The organism is Aminobacter aminovorans, from assembly GCF_900445235.1.
Classification (GTDB): Bacteria; Pseudomonadota; Alphaproteobacteria; order Rhizobiales; family Rhizobiaceae; genus Aminobacter; species Aminobacter aminovorans.
The window spans coordinates 4,135,641-4,153,011 of sequence record NZ_UFSM01000001.1 but is presented as its reverse complement, the minus strand read 5'-3'; the positions used below and the strand labels follow the sequence as shown (position 1 = coordinate 4,153,011).

Annotated in this window: 19 protein-coding genes and 1 pseudogene; 6 read left to right on the top strand and 14 right to left on the bottom strand. The window is 62.7% G+C overall.

The annotated features are described in order from the left end of the window. Nucleotides 1-3: 3 nt before the first annotated feature. The 4 genes from DY201_RS20500 to DY201_RS20485 form a co-directional block, all read right to left on the bottom strand. Nucleotides 4-972, bottom strand: a complete 969-nt coding sequence (locus DY201_RS20500) for a PDR/VanB family oxidoreductase (protein ID WP_115732805.1) — start codon at nucleotides 970-972, stop codon at nucleotides 4-6. 125 nt (nucleotides 973-1,097) lie between these two features. After that, the gene (locus DY201_RS20495) at nucleotides 1,098-2,036 is read right to left on the bottom strand and encodes a LysR family transcriptional regulator (RefSeq protein ID WP_115732804.1); all 939 of its coding nucleotides are present in this window, start codon (nucleotides 2,034-2,036) and stop codon (nucleotides 1,098-1,100) included. A gap of 85 nt (nucleotides 2,037-2,121) precedes the next feature. Continuing rightward, complete coding sequence (locus tag DY201_RS20490) at nucleotides 2,122-3,144, bottom strand: aromatic ring-hydroxylating oxygenase subunit alpha (RefSeq protein WP_115732803.1); 1,023 nt, start codon at nucleotides 3,142-3,144, stop codon at nucleotides 2,122-2,124. A 233-nt stretch (nucleotides 3,145-3,377) separates the two neighbouring features. Next, on the bottom strand, nucleotides 3,378-4,103 hold the full coding sequence (locus DY201_RS20485; RefSeq protein WP_115732802.1) for a glutathione S-transferase family protein: 726 nt from the start codon (nucleotides 4,101-4,103) through the stop codon (nucleotides 3,378-3,380). 97 nt (nucleotides 4,104-4,200) lie between these two features. Here DY201_RS20485 and DY201_RS20480 point away from each other — a divergent pair, with 97 nt between their 5' ends. The 3 genes from DY201_RS20480 (at nucleotide 4,201) to DY201_RS29560 (ending at nucleotide 6,852) form a co-directional block, all read left to right on the top strand. Beyond that, nucleotides 4,201-5,097, top strand: coding sequence for a LysR substrate-binding domain-containing protein (locus tag DY201_RS20480; protein ID WP_115732801.1), 897 nt, complete (start codon nucleotides 4,201-4,203; stop codon nucleotides 5,095-5,097). Nucleotides 5,098-5,279: 182 nt separating this feature from the next. Then, nucleotides 5,280-6,173, top strand: coding sequence for a cation diffusion facilitator family transporter (locus DY201_RS20475; protein ID WP_115732800.1), 894 nt, complete (start codon nucleotides 5,280-5,282; stop codon nucleotides 6,171-6,173). 112 nt (nucleotides 6,174-6,285) lie between these two features. Continuing rightward, nucleotides 6,286-6,852 (top strand): hypothetical protein, encoded by a 567-nt coding sequence (locus DY201_RS29560; protein WP_245432054.1) that lies wholly within the window; start codon nucleotides 6,286-6,288, stop codon nucleotides 6,850-6,852. Nucleotides 6,853-7,028: 176 nt separating this feature from the next. On the opposite strand, the gene DY201_RS20465 is transcribed toward DY201_RS29560, so the two are convergent. From DY201_RS20465 to purM, 6 genes are all read right to left on the bottom strand, one after another. Beyond that, on the bottom strand, nucleotides 7,029-7,421 hold the full coding sequence (locus tag DY201_RS20465; RefSeq protein ID WP_115732799.1) for a tautomerase family protein: 393 nt from the start codon (nucleotides 7,419-7,421) through the stop codon (nucleotides 7,029-7,031). 59 nt (nucleotides 7,422-7,480) lie between these two features. Beyond that, entirely contained in the window at nucleotides 7,481-7,897 is a 417-nt protein-coding gene (locus DY201_RS20460) for a MarR family winged helix-turn-helix transcriptional regulator (RefSeq protein ID WP_115732798.1), read from the bottom strand. Nucleotides 7,898-8,097: 200 nt separating this feature from the next. Next, nucleotides 8,098-8,388: a hypothetical protein gene (locus DY201_RS20455; protein ID WP_115732797.1), complete on the bottom strand. Its 291-nt coding sequence runs from the start codon at nucleotides 8,386-8,388 to the stop codon at nucleotides 8,098-8,100. A 125-nt stretch (nucleotides 8,389-8,513) separates the two neighbouring features. Beyond that, complete coding sequence (locus tag DY201_RS20450) at nucleotides 8,514-9,041, bottom strand: SixA phosphatase family protein (RefSeq protein ID WP_115732796.1); 528 nt, start codon at nucleotides 9,039-9,041, stop codon at nucleotides 8,514-8,516. Between the two features lie 14 nt (nucleotides 9,042-9,055). Then, entirely contained in the window at nucleotides 9,056-9,763 is a 708-nt protein-coding gene (gene purN / locus DY201_RS20445) for a phosphoribosylglycinamide formyltransferase (protein ID WP_115732795.1), read from the bottom strand. Next, nucleotides 9,760-10,824: a phosphoribosylformylglycinamidine cyclo-ligase gene (purM, locus tag DY201_RS20440; protein WP_115732794.1), complete on the bottom strand. Its 1,065-nt coding sequence runs from the start codon at nucleotides 10,822-10,824 to the stop codon at nucleotides 9,760-9,762. Before purM ends, purN begins: the two co-directional genes overlap by 4 nt. A 263-nt stretch (nucleotides 10,825-11,087) precedes the next feature. Here purM and DY201_RS20435 point away from each other — a divergent pair, with 263 nt between their 5' ends. From DY201_RS20435 to hdaA, 3 genes are read left to right on the top strand one after another with little or no spacing between them, the layout of a single operon-like run. Continuing rightward, nucleotides 11,088-11,645 (top strand): CDP-alcohol phosphatidyltransferase family protein, encoded by a 558-nt coding sequence (locus DY201_RS20435; RefSeq protein WP_115733898.1) that lies wholly within the window; start codon nucleotides 11,088-11,090, stop codon nucleotides 11,643-11,645. After that, nucleotides 11,617-12,870, top strand: coding sequence for an AI-2E family transporter (locus tag DY201_RS20430; protein WP_115732793.1), 1,254 nt, complete (start codon nucleotides 11,617-11,619; stop codon nucleotides 12,868-12,870). Before DY201_RS20435 ends, DY201_RS20430 begins: the two co-directional genes overlap by 29 nt. After that, nucleotides 12,867-13,574 (top strand): DnaA regulatory inactivator HdaA, encoded by a 708-nt coding sequence (gene hdaA, locus DY201_RS20425; protein ID WP_115732792.1) that lies wholly within the window; start codon nucleotides 12,867-12,869, stop codon nucleotides 13,572-13,574. Before DY201_RS20430 ends, hdaA begins: the two co-directional genes overlap by 4 nt. A 609-nt stretch (nucleotides 13,575-14,183) precedes the next feature. Here the strand turns inward: hdaA and DY201_RS20420 are convergent. From DY201_RS20420 to DY201_RS20405, 4 genes and pseudogenes are all read right to left on the bottom strand, one after another. Next, complete coding sequence (locus tag DY201_RS20420; protein WP_115732791.1) at nucleotides 14,184-14,468, bottom strand: hypothetical protein; 285 nt, start codon at nucleotides 14,466-14,468, stop codon at nucleotides 14,184-14,186. Nucleotides 14,469-14,542: 74 nt separating this feature from the next. Beyond that, a pseudogene (locus tag DY201_RS29860) lies at nucleotides 14,543-14,667 on the bottom strand (IS5/IS1182 family transposase); the annotation flags it as partial. Nucleotides 14,668-14,857: 190 nt separating this feature from the next. Further along, nucleotides 14,858-15,631, bottom strand: a complete 774-nt coding sequence (locus tag DY201_RS20410) for an RES family NAD+ phosphorylase (RefSeq protein ID WP_147297339.1) — start codon at nucleotides 15,629-15,631, stop codon at nucleotides 14,858-14,860. 114 nt (nucleotides 15,632-15,745) lie between these two features. Then, nucleotides 15,746-17,212: a Shedu immune nuclease family protein gene (locus tag DY201_RS20405; RefSeq protein ID WP_115732789.1), complete on the bottom strand. Its 1,467-nt coding sequence runs from the start codon at nucleotides 17,210-17,212 to the stop codon at nucleotides 15,746-15,748. Nucleotides 17,213-17,371: the final 159 nt, after the last annotated feature.

Genomic DNA, 17,371 nt, shown 5'->3' with positions numbered 1-17,371 from the left:
TTGTCAGATATCGAGAACCAGTTGTCTGGATCGTGCGCGCGAGCAACAAATCGCAATGCGGCTGCCGCTGCTCTTTTCCAGCTGGGTCTGAAAACTATCGCGGTGGTCGACCTCGCCGCTGATCACCCGCGTCAGACAGGTGCCGCAAATTCCCTGCTCGCAGGACAGGAGCGGGCGCAAGCCGGCTTCCTCGAGCGTTTCGGCGATGGATTTGTCGTGCCTGACGCGCAGAACCTTGCCGCTGCGCGCCGCAACGACTTCAAATTCGTCTTCGCCGTGAACGACGGCCGCACCGAAACTTTCGGTGTGGATACGCTCCGGTCGAACCCCCATGCGCTGCGCGGCCGAGGTCACGAAGTCCATGAAACCGCGTGGTCCGCAAACATACACAGCCGTTGTCGGTGTGGCCGATGAGAAGGCGTCTTCGGGATTGAACCTTTGGTCAGGTCCGGCGTCGTCGAGATGCAAATGCAGGCTCGACCCGAACGGGCTCGAGGCGATCTCTTCCAGGAAGGCGGCTCTTTCGATCGAGCGCGCGCAAAGATGAAGTGAAAAACGGGTGCCCTTTGCAGCCAGCCTGTAGGCCATGCTCAGGATTGGCGTGATCCCTATTCCACCGGCAACCAGGACCACCCGGGTGTCGTCGTCGGCCAGCTGAAAATTGTTTCTGGGAACGCCGATCTGGATGATGTCGCCGGCCTTGAAGCGATCATGGATGGCTCTGGAGCCGCCACGCGACTGCGCTTCTTTCTGAATGGCGAGGCGGTAACAGGAACTGTCGGCAGGATCATTGGAAATGGAATATTGCCGCACAAGACCGTCGCCGACGAACACATCGACATGCGCTCCTGCCGTGAAGGGTAGAAACGCGTTGCCGGTTGCGGGTGCAATTTCCAGGCAGACGATATCTCTGGCGATCACCGTCCTGCTGCGGATCAGGGCAGGAAAACGCGCCGTTTTCTCGATTGTCATCAGAACTGTTCCAAACCTGAGTCATCCCGGCAGCGATGGGTTCGCTCGACAGGAAAACAGTAGGCTTGGCCCGGGGAATGCGGAAATTGGGATTTTGGAGGTCACATATCGACACGGTCGATAGATCAGTGCTGCGCTGCGTATCGTTCCGTCGCAACCCTGACGATCTGATCGCGCAGCCATTGCAGGCCGGGGTCGCGATCATGCGAACGGCGCCATTGCAGCACGTCGGTCATAACAGGCAATTCGAAAGGCACGTTCACCGTTCTGATCGGAAGGTAGGAAGATGCGCGTGCTGCAAGATCTCTAGGGACAAGGGCAATGAAATCCGTTCCGACCAGCGCATCGGGCAGCAATGTGAAACTTGGTGCGGTAATCCCGGGCTGCGGAGCGCGGCCAAATTGCTTGATGAACCAGGACTCGATGAATGTTGTTCGTTCGCTGAAAGCCTGGGCATGACGGGCTTCGAGAAACGCGTCGAGTGTTATCGACGTTCCGACATGTCTGTTGTCCTGCCAGACGATGCACGCATAGGAGTTCGGCGGCAGGGGCTCGAAAAGGCAGTCCTCTAGCATGAACCGGTCCGGCACGATCAACAGGTCGATGTCGGTCTTGAAGAAGCGGGTACTTGGTCCGCTGTAGAACATGTTCACTGACGGAGCGTTGTCGCGGAGAGCGGAAATGATGTCCAGGATCAATGTCGCCCAGACATAATCAGAGCATGCAATGGTGAACTGCCGGTCTGACGTGGACGGGTCGAAAGCGCTTCTCATCGACAGCAGGCGCTCGGTGTCGGACAGTATCGCGCGCAAAGGCACGACAAGCTCTTCGGCAAGTGGCGTCAGCGTCATCTGGCGACCCGTCCTGACCACCAGCTCGTCTTCGAAATGTTCACGCAGCCGCGAGAGAATGCCGCTGGTTGCCGACTGGCTCAGGCAAAGTCGTTCCGAGGCGCGGGTGATGTTCTGATGTGTCAGGATCGCATCGAGCGCGACCAGCAGGTTCATATCCAGGTGTCTGAAACGCAAGGTCTGCCCCAGGGAAGCCGAAACAGGTGGCAGCATAGCGTATCCCCCGGAAATGGACCACAAACGGCAAGCGGCACCGGCAACAATGCCATGGTGCCGCCGTCGTCTGGAAAAAGGCGTTTTAGTTCGCCAGTTCGGCCTTCAGCCCTGCCTCGATGACGCGTCTCGCGCGCACGGCAGGCCCGTCGGTTTGCAGGAGGACCGGGTTGAGCGACATAAGCTCGCTCGTCTCGATCATGCGCTGCTGTGCTTCGATGACGGGTTTGTCCTCGTCGTCGAAGACGGCAACGCCCACCCGAAGCAGTTCATCGCTGAGGGCTGCATCAGCCTGCCTGAAATCGCGCGACATCGCCCAGAAATAGTGGGTGGTGGTGTCGGTTTCAGGGGTGAGCAGATGCGACGTGGGGATCGACAGGCCTTCTTCCACGGGGCGACCGACACCTGTCATGCCGACGTCGAGAAGAAGCAGCGACGGTGCGGACCATCGCATGTAGTTCCGGTGGTCGCCACGCTGGTCCTTCGGATAGCCAAGCATCTGGAAATACTTGTTGGGGTACTGATTGGGACGCGAGAAGCGTGCCCAGACCTCATGGCCCGTCGGGTCTTTCTCAGGTTCGAAGCGTGGTGGGCCCTCGGCGTTGGCGAACATCGGGTGGATGTACTGGCCGTGACTGAGGTCGAGCAGATTGTCGGAAATGAGCTGATAGTTGGCCGCGACATGCAGGTAGCTGCTGACGGTCTGAAACCTGGGGTCGGTCAGCACACTAAAATCGGCGATGAGATCTGCGTCGGCGCTCTCGGGGTCGCCGAGCCAGATCCATGCGATGCTGTGTTTTTCGACCACCTTGTAGGCTTTTACCCGCGCCGCCCGCGGGATCTTGCCGTCTCCGTGGGGATTGAGGGTGCAGGCCCCGGAGGCGTCAAAACAGAGGCCGTGGTAAGCACATTCGACAATATCTCCCTTCAGCTTGCCGAGATGCAGGGGCACAAAACGATGCGGGCACCGGTCCTCGATGGCCGCGATCTCACCTGACTCGGTGCGATAGAAGACGATCTTTTCGTTGGCGATGGTTCGGGGGAAGAGGTCTCGCGCAATCTCGCTCGACCATGCCGCCGCGTACCAGATGTTCTTGATGTAAGCCATGGACTCCTCTCTGCTCGGGTTGGTGGATAGGTCCCGATCAGGAGTCTCGCATCGTTCACCGGCTTCAAAAAATTGCGAATTCAAATGGGTACTATCGGCCCAGTCGCTGATTGCTCCGCGCCGACGTTTCTCGTCATCGCGCCGCTCGAAAGTCTTCTTTCCACCAGCAAAGAAAAAGGGCTGCGCGCCATGACGGCGCGCAGCCCATTGTTATGACCGCTTGTTTTGACCGCTCAGGCGGCCTGCGCGGCAGCGGTGTCGCGCAGCACCTGGGCGAGCGGCACCAGCCCCTTCATCGCGCCGCTGCCCTTGGCCGTGACGTCGCCGTCCTCGATCGCCACCGCGAAGCGGAACGCCGGGTCGGCCTCGATGCGGTTGCGCAGCGCCAGGATGCGCGGGTAGTCGGCCAGGTTCACCGCCTTGTGGAAATCGGTCCAGCGCGCGACGCCTGAAAACACCGCATCCGCCAGCGTCGGGCGGTCGCCGAGCAGATAGGCGCTGTCGCCGATCATCGCTTCGAGCTGGGCGTGGCGGGTGGCGACGAAGTCGCGGCCGAACTTGCGCAGCGTCTCGCGCTCGGCTTCCGTGGCGTCTTCCGCTTCGAGCGCCACCCAGAGCGGGCCGAAGGCGCCGGTGAAGGCGGTGTTCAGGAAGGCGATCATCTGGTGCATCCTGTCGGCCTCCGGCGTATCAGGCACGAAGCTGATGCGGCGCTCGGGGTCGCGTGCTTCGAGCCACAAGGCGATCGCCATGGTTTCGGTCAAAACGCGGCCGTCTGATGTGACCAGCACCGGCGTTTCGACCCGGCCGTTGAGGCGCTTGTAGGCCTCGCTGCGCATCTCGCCCAGCATGTCGACGCGGGTCAGCCGGTAGGGCTGGCCGAGCCATTCGAAGGCGGCGACGAGGCCGGCCGACGATCCGAGCGGGAAGCCGGAGGTGAGGATCGGGGTGGTTGTCATGTCAGCTCTCCATTGTTGATGACCCCGATGTATCGATGTGGACTTTGATCCTGTAGTCGGGCAAATTGAAACCAAATGTCCACAAACGTAGACTTTGATGCTGAACCTCAACGATCTCCATTTCTTCGCCCAGGCGGTCGACCATGGCGGTTTTGCCGCCGCGGCGCGTCGGCTCGGCTGCCCCAAATCGACTGTCAGCAAGCGGGTCGCAGCACTGGAAGCGTCGCTCGGCGCTCTGCTGATCCACCGCAGCTCGCGCAGCTTCACGCTGACCGACGTCGGCCGCGACGTCTATGACCATGCGCGTGCGGCGGTCATCGAGGCCGAGGCGGTGGAGGCGGTGGTGCAGCGGCGGCTGGCCGAGCCGAGCGGCATCGTGCGCATCACCACCTCGGTGCCCAATGCGCAGTTCCGGCTGGCGCATCGATTGCCCGTACTGGCGCGCCGCTATCCCAAGCTTTTGATCCAACTGCATGTCACCGACCGTTTCGTCGATCTGGTGCAGGACGGCTTCGACATCGCGCTGCGCAGCCATTTCGCGCCGCTGCCCGATTCCGACCTCGTGCAAAGGCGGATGAGTGAGGATGCGATCACGCTGGTGGCGGCACCGTCCTATCTCACCTGTCATGGCGCGCCTGAAACGCCGGAGGCGCTCTCCTCTCATGACGGACTGATGAGCTCGATGACGGCCAAGAGCTGGCAGTTGCGCAATGGCCAAGGCCGCCTCGTCGAAATGGCGCCGCGGCAGCGCTTCTATGCCGACGAGTCAGTGCCTTTGCTGATGGCCGCCGAATCCGGCCTCGGCATCGTCTGCCTGCCCGAGCTGATCTCGGCCAGTTCAGTGGCGCAAGGCAGGCTGGTGCGGGTGCTGCCCGACTGGACCGCAGGCCGCGTCACCACGACGATCCTGACACCGCACAAGCGTGGACAGCTGCCGGCGGTGCGCGCGGTGATCGACTTCCTGCTCGAAAAGGATGGCCAGCCGGCAGGCTAGGTGTCGCTGCCGATCGCGATCGATCTACGGAGGACGCCGCCGATCGCGGCATGGTTGGGGCGAGACTGAGACGAAACTCGACCTATCTCCTTGTTTTTGCAAAATTCCCCGCGTAGAGGCGCTTCACACTGGTCCCGCAATTGCTTTAGCTTGTGACAAGCAAATCCCGAGGGGAGGCCTTGATGAGCGGCGACCATGATCACGGCGACATGAAGAACACGCCGGTGTCGCGGCTGTGGATGGCCTTGGGCCTGACCAGCGCCTTCATGGTGGCCGAGGTGATCGGCGGTTTCGTCACCGGCAGCCTGGCGCTGATCTCCGACGCCACGCACATGCTGACCGACGCCATGGCGCTGGCGATCGCGCTGGTGGCGATCAAGGTCGGCCGCCGCCCGGCCGACCTGTTGCGCACCTATGGTTATGCCCGCTTCGAGATCCTGGCTGCGGCCTTCAACGCGCTGCTTCTGCTCGCCGTCGCCTTCTACATTCTCTACGAGGCCTATGTCAGGCTGTTCAAGCCGCAGGACATCGCCTCGCTCGGCATGCTCGGCATCGCCGTCATCGGGCTTCTGGTCAATTGGACGTCGATGCGGCTGTTGGCCGGCCACAAGGACGGCAGCCTCAACGTCAAGGGCGCCTATCTCGAGGTCTGGGCCGACATGCTCGGTTCGATCGGCGTGATCGCCGGTGCTGCCCTGATCTGGCTGACCGGCTGGTCATGGGTCGATTCCGTCGTTGCCGTCGGCATCGGCTTCATGGTCTTCCCGCGCACCTGGGTGCTGCTCAAGGAGTGCATCAACATCCTGCTCGAAGGCGTGCCGCCTGGCATGGAGCTGGCAGAGGTCGAGCTGGCGATATCAACCGTGCCTGGCGTGGCCTCGGTGCACGATCTGCATCTGTGGGCGATCACCCAGAGCAAGGCGTCGCTGACCGCGCATGTCGTGCTGGAGGAGGGCGCCGATGCCGAGACGGTGCGCCGGGCGGTGGAGGTGCGGCTGCAGGAAAAGTTTGACCTGCACCACACCACATTGCAGATGGAGCGGGTCAGCTGCGCGCCGCTGGAGCGCATCCACTGACAGTGCCTGCGTCAACATGTCAGCAATCTGTCCCATTATCTCTAACAGCCGGAGTGCCTATGTCTGGCCGGCCCGATGAGTCTTCGGTGCGCAACTGTAGCGGAGAGCATCGATGGGCGACTTCAGGAACAAATACAGCGGCAAGGACCGTAACAGGGGCGGCCGGGATGGCCTGCTCGGCGCCGTTCTTGGCGAGGTCGGCAAGAGGTTTGGCGACAAGGCCTCCGGCGGCCATCGCGGCGCCGCGAGTTCCGACGGGCACAGGACGGCGGGCAATGTGTCGGGGGGCTTCGGGCGCGACGGGCGCGCGGCGGCGGTGAAAGCAGCGCCCCGCTCGCGAATGCCCGGCTTCGGCAGCACGGCAGCGCTGGTCGTGCTGGTGGTGTGGACGCTGCTGGCCTGGGGCGGCTACAGCCTCGTCGACGGCGTGCTGGCCTGGACGTCGAGCAATGCCGGCGCCCTGGTGCAGACCGGTCGGGATGCCGCGGCTGCGACCGGCATCGGCTCGGAAGTCGTCGGTGTGGTCGGCAGCGCCGAAACGTCGGGCATGCTCGGCGGATTTTTCGCGCTCCTCAGTGCCGTGCTCAAGCCGCTGGTGGTTGTGGTCTGGCTGGTCGGCGCGGTGCTGATCATGGCGGCGCCCAGGCTGGTGTCTCTGCTCACGCGCAAGTTCCGCTAGGCGGCCGGCGCGCCTGTCCCGGCAAGACGTGGGCGCCCCCAAGACGCGGCCAGAAGACGCGCCCGGAAGACAGGCGCCCCAAGACGCACGCCCCCAAGACGCACATCCCAGGACAGGCGCGCGCCCCAAGGCCTGAAATGGCGCCGTGCGTTATGGCGCCATCACGGATTAGGCCATCAGGGGTGCTGGTAACGGAACTCCTGGGTCTTGCCGCCATAACCATAAGAGGCTGCGCGCACGTCGTGCACGTGGATGTAGCTCTCTTCGTGGATGTCGCCGAGAATTGCGCTAAAGCCTGCGAACACCGCCGCGATGTAGCGCTTCTTCTCGTCCTTGGTGTTGGTCTCGTCGGTGACCTTGATCTCAAGCGCAAAGCTCGACTTGCCGTGGCTCTGCAACGACTTGCCGGCGATGATCCAGTCGCGCGGGTCGATGTAGCTGATGGCGATGGCCGTCACTTCGGGCTTCTTGCCGAGGATGGTGCTGGTGTGTTCGGCCAGCATCGCGGCGACCTGGTCGGTCAGCGTGTCGCTGCGCTGGGCTGATATCTTGACGGTGAGGATAGGCATTGTCATTCTCCAGTGGTTAGATATGCAACTATTATGACTGCTCAGTTGTCATGACCGGCTCATTCCAGCTTTGCGGCGATCGCCTTGGCCTGGTCGACGAAACCGGCAAAGACCTCGGCGCCGAAAAGGCCTGACAGGCGTTGGGTGACCGCAGCGCTGGCGGCGTTCAGCGCATCCTTGATGTCGAGCGCCGCCGCTGTCGGCGTGATCAGGGATTCGCGCTTGTCGCCGCTCGATTTGGTCCTGACGATAAGCCCCTTGGCCTCCAGCCCGTCGAGGCCGCGCGTCGTCGTGGCCCGCGCGATCTTCAGCTCATTGGCGAGCTCGCTTTGCAGCAGGCCCGGCCGTGCCAGCACCGCGCGCAGCATGAAGCCTTGCGGCGGCGTCAGGTCGAACGGCGCAAACGCCGCCGTCCAGACGCGGTCGAGCTGGCGCGCAAGGGCTGTGGTGTTGAAGTAGATGCAACGGTCGAACATGACGCCAACATAGGCATTAGTAGTTGCATATGCAATTATTATTTTGTCGCTGTCTGAAAAATCACAGCCGGCGGGTTGACGGGCTTCGACCGGCGGCCGGAAAGGACACGACCGGGCAGGGGCGTGGCAGGCGGATATCGTTGCGGGATGGTCGAATGCGGCCGGCAGCTTGCCTGGGAAAATTGCGATGTGGGCGACTTTTACAGCCTGACCTCTTCGACCGGATCGCCGCGCTCGAACTCCCATGTCGTTACCAAGTTCAACACATCCTCGAATGATTCATCCGGATGAGAAGAGGTGCATAGAAAGCGTGTCCCGTCGCTTCCGTCAGCGAGCACGATCTCGTCGATAATGTCTTCGACCCTCGCGCAACCCGGTCCGACTACGGCCACGAGCGCCACACCATCATTCAGACATTGCTCGACAAAGCCAGCAAGCAAGGCTTCATCGGATAGCGGAACGTGAAGAATGAGTTTTCGGGCGTGCGGCATTGCCAGATCGTAGACAGTCGGATGATTGCTTTCCAGCCGTCTCGATCACCCAGCATTCTTTAGGTTCACGACCTGGCGCGATGGTCGCATGCCGCCGCGAGCAGCGCCGGCCAAGCGGCTGCGCCTCAGGCCAGCTCTCTTGGCCTGAGGCAATGGGTCAGGCGCGCCATGCCGGGGCGTAGCTCGTTCCAGGCGCCTTCGAACTCGAAGCGGGCCAGCGCGCCGCTGGGGAATTTCTCTTCCAGCGACTGGACCGCATCGCTGCTCGAAGCGGGGCCGGCCAGCTGGGCGGCGAAGATCTCAAGCCCCGGATTGTGGCCGATGACCAGCAACGCACCGGTCTCGTCGGGCGCGGCCCTGGTGAGCGCGAACAGGTCGTTTGCCAGGGCGCCATAGATGCTGTCGTGCAGCGCGGCCGCGGGCAGCGGCGCCGGCCAGAGTGCCGAAGCCAGCTGCCAGGTCTGGCGCGTGCGCATGGCAGGCGAGATATAGACCAGCTCGGGCAGCCAGCCGCGCCTGGCGATTTCAGCGCCCATGCGCGGCGCAGCCTCGAGGCCGCGCGGCGAAAGCGGCCGGTCGAAATCGGCGAGCGCCGCATCGTCCCAGCTCGACTTGGCATGGCGCAGCAGAAGCAGGTGCCTGATTATTGCCATGCAGGTCTTTCGGCTCAGGGCGTGATGCGGGCGAGCTGCTCGAGATCGATCTCGTCGCGCGCCGGATTAGGGGCGGCGATCTCGTCGGTGCCGATGCTGTCGGCGAAGCCGGAATAGGCCGTGCGGCTGCCTTCCATGCGCACCTTGCCTTCGGCGAACAGCCTGAGGGCGAGCGGATAGAGCCGGTGTTCGGCCTTGAGCACGCGGGCCGACAGCGTCGGCTCGTCGTCGTCGATCAGCACCGGCACGGCGGCCTGGGCGATGATGGGGCCGTCATCCATCTCGGGCGTGACGAAATGCACGGTGCAGCCATGCACGCGGATGCCGGCGTCGAGCGCGCGCTGGTGGGTGTCGAGCCCCTTGAACGACGGCAGCAGTGCCGGATGGATGTTGATCATCCGGCCCTGCCACTTCTCGACGAAGCCGGTGGTCAGTAGACGCATATAGCCGGCTAGCGCCACGATCTCGGCGCCGAACGTGTCGAGTGCCGTGGCAATCGCCTCGTCATGGGCTTCCTTGCTGGCATGGTCGGCGCGTGTCACAACCTTGGTGGCGACACCACGGCTGGCGGCGATGCCGAGGCCGGGCGCATTGGCCTTGTCGGAGATGACGCCGACGATCTCGGCCGGGAATGCCGGGTCGGCGGCGGCGTCGATCAGCGCGGCCATGTTGGAGCCGCGGCCGGAAATCAGGATGACGGTGCGTTTGCGCTGCAGGCTCATAGGGCGAGCGACCCGCGATAGATGACGCCGGTGTCGCGGCGCGGCACGATGCGGCCGATCGGCGTGACGGTCTCGCCGGCCTCCTGCAGCACGGCGGCGACCTGCGCTGCCTGTCCGGCGGCAACGACCGCGATCATGCCGATGCCGCAGTTGAAGGTGCGCATCATTTCTTCAGGCGACACACCGCCTGTGGCAGCCAGCCACGAGAACACGCGCGGTGCCTCGATCGCCGACAGGTCGAGCTCGGCCGAGAATTCCTTGGGCAGCACCCTGGGGATGTTTTCGGGGAACCCGCCGCCGGTGATGTGGGCCAGCGCCTTGATGCCGTTGGTCTCGCGGATCGCCTTGAGCAGTGACTTGACGTAGATGCGCGTCGGCTCGAGCAGGGCCTCGGCCAGCGTCGGGCCGTCGGCGAAGGGGGCGCGGTCGCTCCACTTCAGGCCGGAGACCTCGACGATGCGGCGGACCAGCGAATAGCCGTTGGAATGAACGCCCGATGACGCCAGGCCGAGCAGCACGTCGCCCTCGACGACGTCGTCGGTCGGCAAAAGCCGGCCACGCTCGGCGGCACCGACGGCAAAGCCGGCGAGGTCGTAGTCGTTGCCATGATACATGCCGGGCATTTCGGCGGTTTCGCCGCCGATCAGCGCGCAGCCGGCCTGGCGGCAGCCCTCGGCGATGCCGGAGACGATGTCGGCGCCCTGGTTGGGATCGAGCTTGCCGGTGGCGAAATAGTCGAGGAACAGGAGCGGCTCGGCGCCCTGGACGACGATGTCGTTGACGCACATGGCGACGAGGTCGACGCCGATCGTGTCATGCTTGCCGGCATCGATGGCGATCTTGAGCTTGGTGCCGACGCCGTCATTGGCCGCGACCAGGATCGGGTCGTTGAAACCGGCGGCCTTGAGGTCGAACAGGCCGCCGAAGCCGCCGATCTCGCCATCCGCGCCCGGCCGGCGCGTCGAGCGCACCAGCGGCTTGATCTTCTCGACCATCAGATTGCCGGCGTCGATGTCGACGCCCGCCTGCGCATAGGTGAGACCGTTCTTGCCTTCGCTCATCGCCAATTCCTGATGTCGTGCGCTTTTGGGGCGCTATTCGCATGAACGGCCCGTTCCCGCAAGCGAGAGAGCCGGATTGCCTTGGAAACGGCCGCCAAAGCGGTGGACAGGCCTGCCCGGACCGCCGCTCGCATGACGGCCACGCGATTGCGCAGCCGCCCACTCCCTTGCGATGTCGTGAAGTCTCGCCCATTTATCGACTAAAGACAAAATGTCGGGAAAAGACAAAGCGTAATGGCAACGGCCGGGGCGGAATGCTTATCGTGACGATTCCGAACATGATCACGATCATGAGGCTGATCCTCGTGCCGTGCGTGATCTACGCCATGTTGGCGGGGGAGTGGGACTGGGCCTTTGCCGGTTTCGTCATTGCCGGCGTTTCGGACGGCGTCGACGGCTTCATCGCCCGCCACTTCAACCAGCGCTCGGAACTCGGCGCCTATCTCGACCCGATGGCCGACAAGCTGTTGCTGGTCAGCGTCTTCGTCGTGCTCGGCATCATGGGGCATCTGCCGCTTTGGCTGGTCGTGCTGGCGGTGTCGCGCGACGCCTTGATCGTCGGCGCGGTGCTTTTGTCGACGATCATGGCGCATCCGGTGAAGGTGCGCCCGCTGATGGTGTCGAAGGCCAACACCGCCGTCCAGATCGTGCTGGCGGCGGTCGTGCTGGGCGAACTTGCCTTCAGCTTTGCGCTCGGCCCGGTCCGGCCGGCGTTGATAACCATTTCCGGCCTCTTGACCGTCGCTTCCGCGGCAGCCTATCTCGTGGCCTGGCTGAGGCACATGAGCGGTTATGGCGAAGGCGAAACTCCCAACCGATGACGAAGCGGCCGAAGAAGCTGCTGCTGCGGCATTCCGCAAGCAGATCCGCTTCTGGTTGATCACAGCCGTCCTGTTTTCGGTATTCCTTTATCTGTTCAGCGACATCCTGCTGCCTTTCGTCGCCGGCATGGCGCTTGCCTATTTCCTCGACCCGGTCGCCGACCGGCTGCAGAAGCTCGGCCTGTCCAGGCTGATGGCAACCGTCGTCATCCTGGTCTGCTTCCTGGTGCTTCTGGTTCTCGGCCTTGTCATCATCATTCCGGTGCTGGCCTCGCAGATGGCCGACTTCGCCGCCAAGGTGCCGGGTTATCTCGAACGCCTGCAGCAGCTGATCACCGACTTCAACCCGCAATGGATCGAACAGCGTTTCGGCGTCGATGCCGAAGGCCTGCGCGAGGGGCTGAACTCGCTGCTCAACTCGGGCTTCGGCTTCGTCACCACCATCTTCCAGGGCATCTGGAGTTCCGGCGTCGCGCTGTTTTCGATCGCCAGCCTGTTCGTGGTCACCCCGGTCGTCGCCTTCTACATGCTGCTCGACTGGGACCGCATGGTCGCGGTCGTCGACAGCTGGATCCCGCGCGATCACGTCGTCACCGTCAGGCAGATCGCCCGCGACATCAACACGGCGATTGCCGGCTTCGTCCGCGGGCAGGGCACTTTGTGCCTGATCCTCGGCATCTTCTATGCCGCCGGCCTGACCCTGACCGGGCTGAATTTCGGCGTGCTGATCGGCCTGTTTGCCGGCCTGGTCAGCTTCATTCCCTATGTCGGCTCGCTGCTTGGCCTGGTGCTGTCGATCGGCGTCGCCTTCGTCCAGTTCTGGCCGGACTGGACCATGGTCGCGGCGGTGGCGGCGGTGTTCTTCATCGGCCAGTTCATCGAGGGCAACATCCTGCAGCCGCGGCTCGTCGGCAAGAGCGTCGGCCTGCATCCGGTCTGGCTGATGTTCGCGCTCGTCGCCTTCGGCGCGATGTTCGGCTTCGTCGGCCTTCTGGTGGCGGTGCCGTCGGCGGCGGCCGTTGCCGTGCTGGTCCGCTTCGCCATCGGCCGCTACCTCGATTCACCGCTCTATCACGGCCATGACGCAGAGACGCCCGAGGCGGGCACGCCCAGCACTGCAAAGGTCGAGGCGGGCACGCCGAGCAGTGTAAAGATCGAGGCCCGTGGGCCGCGCGCTGCAAAAGTCCAGGCCGGCAAGCCGAGCGGCGCGAAACCGGAAAAATGACCGTGTCGCGCGAGCCGATCAAACCGCGCCAGCTGCCGCTCGACCTCGGACATTCCCCGGGGTTCTCGCGCGACGACGTCGTCGTTTCAGGCGCCAACGCCCAGGCTGTTGCGCTGATCGACCGCTGGCCCGAATGGCCGGCGCCTGTCGTGCTGCTGGCCGGTCCGGCCGGCTCCGGCAAATCGCACCTCGCCGCGATCTGGCGCGAGCATGCCGAGGCGCTCCAGCTCGACGTCTCCGACATTACGGCGCATCTGGGCGAGGTCGGCGCGGCCTCGGTGCTGATCGACGATGCCGACCAGGGCAGGATCGACCAGGACGGACTGTTCCACCTGATCAACACCATTCGCGGCTCGGGCGCGCAGCTTCTGCTCACCGCGCGCAGCTTTCCCGCCGCCTGGGGTGTGACGCTGCCCGACCTCGCCTCGCGGCTCAAGGCAGCGGCGACCGTCGAGATCGACGAGCCCGACGACCTTCTTTTGGCCGGCGTCATCACCAAGCTGTTCGCCGACCGCCAGGTCGAGGTCGAGCCGCATGTCGTGCAGTTCCTGGTCCGCCGCATCGAGCGCTCCCTGTCGACGGCCATCCGCGTCGTCGAGCGCCTCGACCGCGCCGCCCTCGAACAGAAGAGCCGCATCACCCGCGCCCTTGCCGCCGAGACCATCGGCGCACTCGACGCCGGGCAGGGTGAGTTCGAGCTGTAGGGCGCAAAGCCATGAACGAGAGATGGCACGACGGGGCGGGCGCGGGCTCCCCACTTCGTCATCCCAGAGGCTCGACCCGAGAATCCATGCCGTGAGGGTGAGGAATGTGTTGCGGGTGGCAGAAGGTACAGACGTTCTGAACCGTCTGTGCGCTGCCGCAAGGTCACGGCATGGATCCCAGGGTCTCCGCGACGGAGCTTCGCTCCTGCTTCGCCCTAGGATGACGAAGGGGTGAGCATGCGCTTTAGTGGTTTTGGCTTGCCGGACAGGCCTCTCCATTCGTCATCCCAGAGGCTCGACTCGAGGATGACGAAGCGGGAGGCCGCGCCAACCGGCTCACCACCCAGGCCGGCGGCGACCATCCACAATTCGTCATCCTAGGGCGAAGCAGGAGCGAAGCTCCGTCGCGGAGACCCTGGGATCCATGCCGTGAAGGTGAGGAATGCGGAGAGGGCGGAAGAAAGAGCACTTGTTTGCTCGCTTGAACACAGTTGCCATGCCGTTGCCGGAAAACCAGCCAGGGCAATTCCAGGAAGTGCAGCGGTTTTCCATCAGGAATTGCGCGGGCACAAAAAGCGCCTCCGCTATTCGAAGAGAAGCGGAACCGATCTAGCCCCTGGCCAACCTGGAATAGAGCGCCTTGGCGCCCAGAATGACGGCCAGCAGCGTGACATTGGAGACCAGGCCGACGCCGACGGCAAACGCCTTGGCGACGTCGTCGGAGGCACCGAAGCTGAACGGGATCAGCACGGCGACGAAGACGACGCCCAGCGCGATCGGGATCCAGCGGTTCAGGTTCGGCGCGGTGTTGGCGGCGGTGACCACCAGCGCGACCAGCAGGCCGATCCGGAACGGGTCGGTTAGCTGGGCCAGATAGATGTCGAGATAAGGCATTGTCGTTCCTCCCCATTCCAGATGCGCAGGTCGCAGGCGACGTGTCGAGTAAGCCTATGGTCTAGGCCCCAGGCTCATAAGCGAAGCCACAGCCCAAAGAAGCGAGCTGAACCATGGCGAGAACGTTTTCGGCCGGCTTGTCGTAGCGGGTCGCAACCTTCCGGACGGGCTTCAGTTTGGAGAAGAAGCGCTCGATGAGAGCGGCTCGATCAAGCGCCTCGGTTAGATCTATCGGCTCATGCCGATGCTGAATCAGATTTCGGCCCAACGTGAAAGACAGCGTCCGCATTCGACCCCCATGCCGGTCATCCAGAGCTGATGCGTGCATCCCAGCAAGCTGCCATTCGTCATCCCGTAGAGGTGCCAGGTGCGCGCCCCGATAGTGCAAATCAGTCGGGTTGCTGCTCAATCTTGTGCGTAATGTCTTTCACTTTAAACAGCCGACACCACCCGACTTCGAAATCGTCAATATTGAAGATTGCGACATTGTAGCCGTCCTCGCCGAACGCGCTTTTGTACGCCACGCCGTCGTAACCGAGGGAGCGGAACAATTCCGAGAGAATCTGTGTAGGCGCGTACTCCGCTGCGTCGTCGGACCTATCTACAGGCGCTGAAAATGCCCTGTTGATATCCGACCAGACGGCCTCCTCCATCTCGGCGCGTTCTGGCTCTTTGAAGTATATGAACTGCTTTTCGGCGAGAACGCTGCAGTCGATCAGTTTCAATTCGCGCAAGCATTTCATAACGGCGACGGTCACGTAAGCGCCGATCGCGGGCCTGACTTCCGATACTGCCGTAGCGTCGTTGGTCGCCATATAGAGACAGGGTATGCCGCGGGGGTTCACGCGCCCGTCGCCAGCCCGGTCAGGCAAAGGCATCATGCGGGCCTTGTTGGCTGCGCACTCGATATCGTCGATGTGTATGTATTCACCGTCGTCGCCAGTTTGATAAATCGGTCTCAGGCCATGTGCTACTTGGGCGCGCCTCAATCCCGCGCCCACTTTGAAGATAGTCTCTCGGGCATGACAGGTGGCAGCGACGGCTTGCAGAAATGCTACCGTCTCCGGAGACCCAATGTAACGACGTGACTTCACTACCTCGCGTCGGAAATGATAGTAATCACGGTGCGACTTGAAAGCCGGATCCAAACTGTCGTCCGTCACGAATTCACTCCCCAAAATCGACAATCACTAGGTCAGAAACAAACACTCAAACTGGCCAACGCCTTGCCAGCCGGCAACCTGGGTATCCTTGCCGGACCAGATTAGTTAGTACCGTTAAACGAGTTTCGCGGCGTCCTCGTCGATCTTGTCTGGCTTGGTGATCAGGAATTCGTGCAGGGCCACCAGCTTTGCCAGCAACTCGTCGAACGTGATGATGAGCACGTCCTTCTGGCTGCCGCGGTATATCTCGAAGGATTGCTTCTCGTCCTTTTTCTCGGGGACCCTGCCGATGATGAGAATGCACGGGACCGACCAAGCCTGGATGTTCGGCTCCTCCTCCTCTTCCTTCTTGGCTGCGATGCTCTTGATGAGACGAAGCTTCTGGTCGACCAACTGGTTCACACCACCTGTCAGTTCCGGGTGCGGGCCATAGAGGTTGGGTGGACGATAGGGGGGCTTGGTCAGCAACTGAGTCTCAGTCGTTTTGATCTCGACGATGGCCAGATTACCCAGCATCCCGGCTTTGACCAAGTAATCGGCCTGCTTCTCGCCCTTCCGCTTCAGCCCCATCCCGCCGACTGTCGCCTGGCTGGTATAGTGCACCACCGGCAGCCCGAAGAGCACCTTTAGGATGAATGGGTTCTCCTCAAAATAGGTCTGCCAGAACGCCTCGCGGTGGCCCTTGGCCATCTCCTTGGCCATGTCCTCGATCAATGCGGAAAGGGAGGCCAATTGGATCTTTTCGCTCAATTCGAAGAGCTGCACCGGATCGTCCTGGGTGATCTCCACGACCTGGCGCATCACGCTCCGGATAGCGGCACTGTTGTTGGTGTTGCGGGACCGCGGGATGCCCTTCTTCGCCAGCGCCGACCGAACGGTATCCTGCAGGTCGATTCCGGGCCGCTCGAAATCGTTGGGTTCGTATCCCGGGACTACGTAAGGCAAGAAAAGGTTTTTGAGGTAGGCCATCTTCTCGCCGTTGGCGAAATCACGAGCGGCATCGTGGGCCCGGTTTATGTTCAGGCGGGCGTCGTCGAAGATGTGGATGGGAAGGCGCACGTGGTCGCCATCGACCGAGATCTGGTCGTCCTCGCACATCGTGATGCCTACGATGCCGGGGAGGTTGCGGAAGGCGTCGATGAGATACTTGATGCGGGGATCGACGCCAAACCCCTCGAACGGCTTGCGGTGAAATCCGGTCGGCAAGCCGAAGAACAAGCCTATGTGCTTGTCGACTTCCATCTCATGCCCGTCCTCGAACGATATCCTGGCGATTGTCCCGTACTTCGGCTTGAGGAAATTGGTCTGGTTCGAGCGGAGCCAGATCGGATAGGTGGTCAGGACTTTCGTCTCGAAGCTATATTCCGCCAGCAGCTGAGGCTGGGACGCTTCGTCCAAAAGCTCCATATCGGCTCCAGCCGCCTTCGCCCTATCATAGGCCTTCACGCTGAGATGGTAGCTTAGATACTGGGTCTTCCCATCGGGAATGGTCTCAAGGACCAGGAAAGAACCGTCCTCGGCATGCGTGCCGGCGTCGATAGGCGCGCTGGCATAGGTATCTTCCTTCTCCGGACCGGCCACTTCATCCTCCCTTTGTGGGCCAGCATATACAGGCCAGGGGCAGGAAAGTGAATCCGAAGCAAACGCCTCCGCGTGGCGGCTCAATGTCTAAAAACTCTAGCGCCCGCTTTTCGCGGTTCCGCAATGAAAGCAGACTGTCCGCTTCCCACCCCAAACCAC